The 6,946-nt window shown below is 60.0% G+C and carries 5 protein-coding genes and 1 pseudogene; 5 read left to right on the forward strand and 1 reads right to left on the reverse strand.

Annotation, left to right across the window (positions count from 1 at the left end; translation table 11 throughout):
* The 4 genes and pseudogenes from U9R81_RS16700 to U9R81_RS16715 all read left to right on the forward strand — a co-directional run.
* A pseudogene (locus tag U9R81_RS16700) lies at positions 1–587 on the forward strand (protein kinase); the annotation flags it as partial.
* 93 nt (positions 588–680) lie between these two features.
* Entirely contained in the window at positions 681–1,628 is a 948-nt protein-coding gene (locus tag U9R81_RS16705) for a MoxR family ATPase (RefSeq protein WP_322496558.1), read from the forward strand.
* Positions 1,629–1,845: 217 nt separating this feature from the next.
* Positions 1,846–4,383: an FtsX-like permease family protein gene (locus U9R81_RS16710; RefSeq protein WP_322496559.1), complete on the forward strand. Its 2,538-nt coding sequence runs from the start codon at positions 1,846–1,848 to the stop codon at positions 4,381–4,383.
* A gap of 135 nt (positions 4,384–4,518) precedes the next feature.
* Positions 4,519–4,785, forward strand: a complete 267-nt coding sequence (locus tag U9R81_RS16715) for an acyl-CoA-binding protein (protein WP_322496560.1) — start codon at positions 4,519–4,521, stop codon at positions 4,783–4,785.
* A 94-nt stretch (positions 4,786–4,879) separates the two neighbouring features.
* Here U9R81_RS16715 and U9R81_RS16720 read toward each other — a convergent pair whose 3' ends face one another.
* Positions 4,880–5,164, reverse strand: a complete 285-nt coding sequence (locus U9R81_RS16720; protein ID WP_322496561.1) for an RNA-binding protein — start codon at positions 5,162–5,164, stop codon at positions 4,880–4,882.
* 349 nt (positions 5,165–5,513) lie between these two features.
* Here U9R81_RS16720 and U9R81_RS16725 point away from each other — a divergent pair, with 349 nt between their 5' ends.
* A complete protein-coding gene (locus U9R81_RS16725; RefSeq protein ID WP_322496562.1) occupies positions 5,514–6,779 on the forward strand; it encodes an MFS transporter in 1,266 nt (421 codons plus the stop codon).
* Positions 6,780–6,946: the final 167 nt, after the last annotated feature.

The raw sequence follows: 6,946 nt of genomic DNA on the forward strand, positions 1-6,946 counted from the left end.
CACCAGCCAGCCCCGCCGGGCAACCAGCCGGCTCGCCGGGTGGCGCCGGCACATCGCCGCCGGTAGCGCGCCAACGGGTGATTGCTTGCCCGCAATGCAATGGTCGCGGTTCGATCCCGTGCAAGCGCTGTGCCAGTTTTGGTCGCGTCGTGCAGCGCAAGTTGATCGAGTGGTCGCGCCGGGTTGTGCGTGATGAGGCTCAGAACGATCTGCTGAATGTTGATGAGATATGGTTGCGCCGCACATGCAAAGCCGAATTGGTACATAAACACCGGGTGGTTGGGCACATTCCGCCCGAATGGCTCCAAATCACCGAAGTGAAAGCGATGATTGATCGCCAGCGGCAGGCCCTCGATAACGATAGCCGCATTGTTATGGCGGAACTGCAAATCCATTTTATCCCGCTGACCGAGATTGAATTCGATCTTGGCCGGCCAGAGCGATCCTACCGGTTGGTGATCTATGGGTTCGAGAATCTGATTCCCCCTGATTGGCGCCTGTTGCACTGGGAGCGGATTCTCTTTTCTGCCGGCATCGGTGTGCTGTCGCTCTTTTTGATGATCAGTTTGGTCTTTCTGACTCTGTGAAGATTCACGTTGCAACTGTAATGCCGTTGCAATCCAACGGCATTACGGTTGATGATGGGAGCTGCGTGCAACCCGCTCATTAGAGAATATGCTATGCAAACTGCGCAGTTGGCGTCGGCGTTGTTGAATGAAGCGCGCAAGACCTTGGTTGGGCAAGAGGAACCATTGACGTTGCTCCTGACGGCATTGCTCAGTGGCGGGCATGTCCTGCTCGAAGGCCCTCCCGGTACGGCGAAGACGCTGATGGCCAAGACGTTGGCCCAGATGATCCAAGCCGATTTTCGCCGTATTCAGTTTACGCCTGACTTGATGCCATCTGATATCGTGGGTACGCAAGTCTTTGATCTGAGCAGCAGCCAGTTTCGCCTGCGGCAAGGGCCAATCTTCACCCAAGTGTTGCTTGGCGATGAAATTAACCGCGCGCCGGCCAAAACCCAGAGCGCGTTGCTTGAGGCGATGGAGGAGCGGCAGGTGACGATTGAAGGCCAGCGCTTGCCGTTGCCGGAGCCGTTTTTTGTGATTGCGACTCAAAACCCGATTGAGTTCGAGGGGACGTACCCCTTGCCTGAGGCCCAGCTTGACCGCTTTCTGTTTAAGGTTGTGATTGATTATGCTTCACGCGAGGTTGAGACCGAGGTCTTGCGGCGCTATCACCTCGGCTTCGACGCGCACCAGTTAGCTGCTGCCGGCTTGTGCCCCATTGTGACGCCGGAGGCGCTGGCTGCCTGCCGGGCCGAGATTGGGCGGGTTCAGGTCGAGCAGGGGATTCTCGATTACATTGTCTCGATTGTGCAAGCGACACGCACCAGCCCTGAATTGTTGGTCGGCGCATCGCTGCGGGCCGGCGTGGCGATGTTGCTGGCGGCGAAGACACTGGCGGCAATTCACGATCGTAGTTACGTGACGCCTGATGAGGTGAAGATGTTGGCCCGTCCGGTGTTGCGCCACCGGATTATCCTACGGCCAGAAGCCGAGATTGAAGGTCTCAATGCTGATATGGCGATCGGGCGCATCCTCAATCGGGTGGAAGTGCCACGGTAAGGCGTTCTGGCAAGCAGCAACTCGATCGTTGCTGGTGGGTGGTTGGCATACAGAGTCGCTGTATGCTAACCACCCATCAGCATTTCTGGCGAATCCGCGCATTGCGAGCTGGTTCATGAAAAAGAAGAAAACAATGGCAAAATGGTAGAAGGACTAATCACCGCGCAACGCCTGATCATCGTCTGCATTGTGCGTTTTACAACCGTAACGAGGTCGTATGCTGTTCCGCAGTTCCATCCGCTGGATTGTGCGCCATCCGTGGCAGATGTTGCTCTGTATTTTGGGCGTGGCATTAGGGGTGGCAGTCGTCGTAGCGATTGATCTGGCCAATGCCAGCGCGCGCCGCGCTTTCCAATTGGCCGGCGATACGGTGGCCGGGCAATCAACCCATCAAATCATTGGCGGCCCAGCCGGCCTGCCCGAAACGGTCTACCCCGAACTCCGGCGGCGCTTTCCTGCCTTGGCCGCGGCGCCGATTGTCGAGGGGTACGTGCTCGCTCCCTCTCTCGGCCCCGGTGTTTACCAGCTTTTTGGGATTGATCCGTTTGCCGAAGCGCCCTTCCGGCCCTATCTGGCTGGCGGCGGCGCGGTCGATGTGGCGGCGTTATTGGTTGAACCGGGAGCGGCGCTGCTGGCGCGCGCTAATGCTGAACGGGCTGGTTTGCAGCTCGGTGATGCGTTGCCGATCCAGATCGGCCCGCGCGCTGCTACCGTGCAGGTGGTGGGAGTGCTGGAACCGGCTGATGATCTCAGCCGGCGCGCGCTGGCCGGGATGATTGCGGTTGATATCGCCAGCGCGCAAGAGTTGCTGGATAGTGTCGGGCGGTTAAGCCGGATCGACCTGATCGTGCCGGAGTCATTTGATCTGGCGCTACTGGCGCCGCTGTTGCCTCCCGGTGCGACGGTGCAACCGGTGGCGGCTCGCGCCGGCGCGTTGCAACAGATGACGGCTGCTTTCGAGCTGAACCTCACTGCACTCAGTCTCTTGGCGTTGATTGTCGGCATGTTTCTCATCTATAACACGATGACGTTCAGCGTCGTGCAGCGGCGTACCCTGTGGGGGACGCTGCGCTGCGTGGGGGTGAGCCGCGGCCAATTAGCCAGTTTGGTCTTGGCCGAAGCGTTGCTGATCAGCATATTGGGTGTGGCCGGCGGGTTGGCCTTGGGTGTAGTGTTGGGGCGCGGCTTGGTCGGCTTAGTGACGCAGACGATCAACGATCTCTATTTTGTGGTCACGGTGCGCGATCTGAGCATTGAGCCGGCGGTGTTGCTGAAAGGCGCAGGGCTGGGGGTGGCAGCAACTTTGCTGGCGGCGCTGGCCCCGGCGCTGGAAGCAATGTATACCCCGCCGCGCACTGTCTTGCGCCGTTCGAGCATCGAAGAGCGGGTGCGGCGGGCAACGCCGCGCTTGGCCGGCGCTGGCGTTGGCTTGCTCGCGATCGGCGGTGTCCTGCTGGCCATGCCGGCGCCTGCCGGCGCTGCCGGTCTCTATGTCGCCTTTGGCGGCCTGTTTGCGGTGGTGATTGGCGCGGCCTTGCTCACCCCGCTGGCGCTCGTGGCGCTGATGTCGCTGTTACGTCCGGCGCTAGGCCGGGTGTTGGGGTTGCTAGGCCGGATGGCGGCGCGCGATGTGGTGGCGAGCCTCTCGCGCACCGCGGTTGCCGTCGCTGCCCTGATGGTTGCGGTGTCGGTAACGATTGGCGTTGGCATTATGATCGGCAGCTTCCGCCAAACGGTGATCAATTGGCTTGAGCAAAGCCTTGTCGCTGATATCTATCTCTCGCCGCCAAGCAATGTCGCCAACCGGATCGATACGACGCTTGATCCGGCCTTGCCGGCAGCGTTGGCGGCGCTGCCGGGGGTTGAGTCGATCACAACCTTCCGCAGTGTCCAGATTGATTTACCTACGGGGCCAACAACATTGGTGGCGGTGGATGGAGCGACTGCGCAGGGCCGGCGCGCGTTGCGCTTCCAACAGGCTGGTGATGCGGCGACATGGGCCGCGTGGGAAAACGGCGCGGTCTTGATCTCAGAGCCGCTCGCCTTCCGCACCGGGTTGGGAGTGGGTGATACCTTAACGGTGCGTACCGATCGCGGCTTGCGCAACCTGCCGATCGCCGGCGTCTATTACGATTATGCCTCTGATCGAGGCGTGGTGCGGATCAATGCCGCTGCCTATCGCGCCTTGTGGGACGATCCGGCGATTTCGTCGCTGGCGATCTATGTTCGCGATGGCTACGATGTTGATGCGGTGATCGAACAGGTGCGGGCCACGAGCGCCGCCTACGGGATGGTGTTGGTTAATTCAAGCCGGGCCTTGCGTGAAGGGACGTTAGCGGTCTTTGATCGCACCTTTGCCATCACCTCAGTGCTGCAATTGCTGGCGACGATTGTCGCCTTTATTGGGATCTTGAGCGCCTTGATGGCATTGCAACTCGAACGCAGCCGTGAATTGGGTGTCTTGCGCGCAAACGGTTTAACCCCCGGCCAATTGTGGGGCGCAGTGCTGTGCCAAACCGGTCTAATGGGGTTGGCGTCTGGGTTGCTGGCCGCGCCGTTGGGGCTGGCGCTGGCGCTCGTGTTGACGTATGTGATCAATAAGCGTTCGTTTGGCTGGACACTGGAACTCGCCGTTGATCCGGCCCTGTTTGGGCAAGCGTTAGCAGTTGCGATCGGGGCAGCCTTGCTGGCCGGCATGTGGCCGGCGCTGCGCATGAGCCGGATCAGTCCGGCAGTGGCGTTGCGCGATGAGTAGCGGATTGCGCCTCGGTCTGGAGTGCAGCAGTGTGACTGCCGCCATATTTCAAAAGCAGACACCTTCGACCATTGGTATAGATATGGTGAATATGGTACGATACTGCTATCATCCGCGTTGAGTGAGGAGTTGAATATGAGCGATCTGCGAGCAGCTTTTGAACGCGCAGCGAAAGAGGTGCAGGAGTTGCCGCGCCGTCCTGATAATGAGACGTTATTGCAATTGTATGCGCTCTACAAGCAGGCAACGATTGGCGATGTGCAAGGATCGCGGCCCGGCGTGCTGGATATGACTGGGCGGCTCAAGTATGATGCGTGGGCTAAACTCAAAGGCCTCTCGGCCACCGATGCGATGAATCGCTACATTGAATTGGTTGAGCGGCTCAAGCAAACGATCAAGTAAACGACCATCCGCAAGCAAACAATAAACCGGTGAACGCCACTGTTCACCGGTCTTGTTTCGTTGCCAACGCCTTGAGCGACGTGGCGTCTACCGTCTAGTAGCGGCGGCCAAAATTGCCCCGCGGCGCGCTGCGCGGCTTGTCTTCAGCCTCATTCACGCGCAGATTGCGCCCGCCAACCTCAAGGCCGTCGGTCGCCCGGATGACGGCGGCGACGTTATTGGTCGCGATCTCAACAAACCCGAAGCCGCGCGAGCGACCGGTATCGCGGTCGTTAATCACGCGCGCACTCTGCACCTCGCCGTGCGGCTCGAAGATCGCACCCAGCTCAGCATCACCGACACTCCACGGCAAATTCCCGACGAACAGTTTCACTAACATTGCACACACTCCACAGAGACTTGGTTTGGCAGACACATTCGTGGCATACCAAAAACCGGCTATCACAAACCTCTCGTACAGCCGCCGCCGATAGATGTATCGGGCGTTCGCTCCGGCGATCGACAACGTCCCTACTTCGAGCAATGAAGCACTGCCGATCGACCTAAAGCTTGAGAGTTCTCTGATGCCGGTCTCGCAGCACACGACGTTGATTGGCCTATCTACTATACCACACTTTTCTAGGATTGCAAGAGGGCAGTTTCGATCAGTCGCAGGAACGATCCATTTTTGCCGCAACAAAGCTACGATGCTTGGGGTTGAAGCGCAAGCATGAACGGCAGGATAAGCTATGACCACGGCGTCAGAAGCGGTGCTGGCCCGCTATGCCCGGCGTAATTTCTGGTTAAATGTGCTCGATGGCAGCGCCTTCACCTTTGGGATCAGCCTTGTGTCGCGGTTTACCGTCTTGCCACTGATTGTCGAGCGGTTGACCGATGCGCGCTGGGTGCAGGGACTAATCCCGGCGATCTTTTTTGCCGGCTGGTTATTGCCGGGATTGTTTACCGCGCCGTTGGTAGCAGCGCAGCCGCGGCGCAAGCCGTGGGTGCTGCTGGCGACGATCGGTGAGCGTTTGCCCTTTTTGGCGATGGGGATTATTCTGCTCATGTTGCCCGATTTGCCGGCGAGTGCGTTGCTGGTGATCGTGTTAACGCTGTACGCCATCTTCGCCACCAGCGCCGGTCTCACGTCGATTGCGTGGCAAGATCTGATTGCGCGGGTCATTCCGGGCCACCGTTGGGGGGTCTTCTTTGGCTTGCAGGCTGGCTTAGGCGGTCTGCTCGGCATTGGCGGCGGCGCGCTGGCAGCAGCGATCTTGGCCCAGCAACCCTTCCCGCAAAGCGCCGGCATTCTCGCCTTGATTTGCTTTGCGGCGATGGTGGTCTCGTACCTCTTTCTGGCGCTGACAGTCGAACCGGCCCAAGCGCCGGCGCCGGCTCGCCCGTTTCATGTCTTTCTGCGCGGCTTGGGGCCGCTCTTGCGGCGCGATGTTGCGTTCCGGCGCTACCTGTTTTGCCGGATGGCGATTGCGCTCGGCTTGACCGGTCACAGTTTCTTGACGGCGGCTGCGCTTGAGCGGTTTCAGGCGCCGGCGGCTGAGATCGGTCTGTTTACCAGCGTGATGCTGGCTGCGCAGGCCATAGGTAATATTGGCTTGGGGGCGCTGGCCGATCGGTGGGGCCACAAACAGGTGTTGGTGTTGTCGGCGGGGATGGGGATGGCGGCGCTGGTGTTAGCCCTCATTGCACCGGCAAGTGCGTGGTTTTACCTTGTCTTTGCCTTAGTCGGTGCGTCACAAGCTGGCTACCAACTCTCTGGTTTCACCCTTGTCTTTGCCTTTAGCCCGCCAGCCGAACGCACCACCTACATCGGTGTCGCTAATCTGGCCTTGGCTCCGGTAGCGGCGTTAGGGCCGGTGGTGGTAGGGCTTGTAGCAACGGTGACCGGTTATGGCGTGATCTTTGCCCTGCTTGCACTGGTAGGGGTGATTGGTATGGGGTTGTTGCATTGGCACGTGGCAGCGCCGGCTCGCGCCGGGCAAGCGCCGGCAGCGTGATAGACTCTATCCCCAGCATCCCTCTTGTCATCGCGAGCCGAGCGGAGCGAGGCGAAGCAATCCCCCGCAAGGGCGGGAGGATCCCGCTCAGGCGCGGGGTGTCGCTGAAGCGGGAGCTTGCTTCGGGGGCTTCGCACCCTCGTAATGACAGGCGGGGTGGAAGATAC

The sequence above is a fragment of the Chloroflexus sp. genome (assembly GCF_034435895.1).
In the GTDB taxonomy this organism is placed as follows: Bacteria; Chloroflexota; Chloroflexia; order Chloroflexales; family Chloroflexaceae; genus Chloroflexus.

What these genes read in the sequence shown, in the direction of transcription:
- U9R81_RS16705 (WP_322496558.1), top strand. Translation starts at nt 681, where the DNA reads ATGCAAACTGCGCAGTTGGCGTCGGCGTTGTTGAATGAAGCGCGCAAG.
- U9R81_RS16710 (WP_322496559.1), top strand. Translation starts at nt 1,846, where the DNA reads ATGCTGTTCCGCAGTTCCATCCGCTGGATTGTGCGCCATCCGTGGCAG.
- U9R81_RS16715 (WP_322496560.1), top strand. Translation starts at nt 4,519, where the DNA reads ATGAGCGATCTGCGAGCAGCTTTTGAACGCGCAGCGAAAGAGGTGCAG.
- U9R81_RS16720 (WP_322496561.1), bottom strand. Translation starts at nt 5,164, where the DNA reads ATGTTAGTGAAACTGTTCGTCGGGAATTTGCCGTGGAGTGTCGGTGAT.
- U9R81_RS16725 (WP_322496562.1), top strand. Translation starts at nt 5,514, where the DNA reads ATGACCACGGCGTCAGAAGCGGTGCTGGCCCGCTATGCCCGGCGTAAT.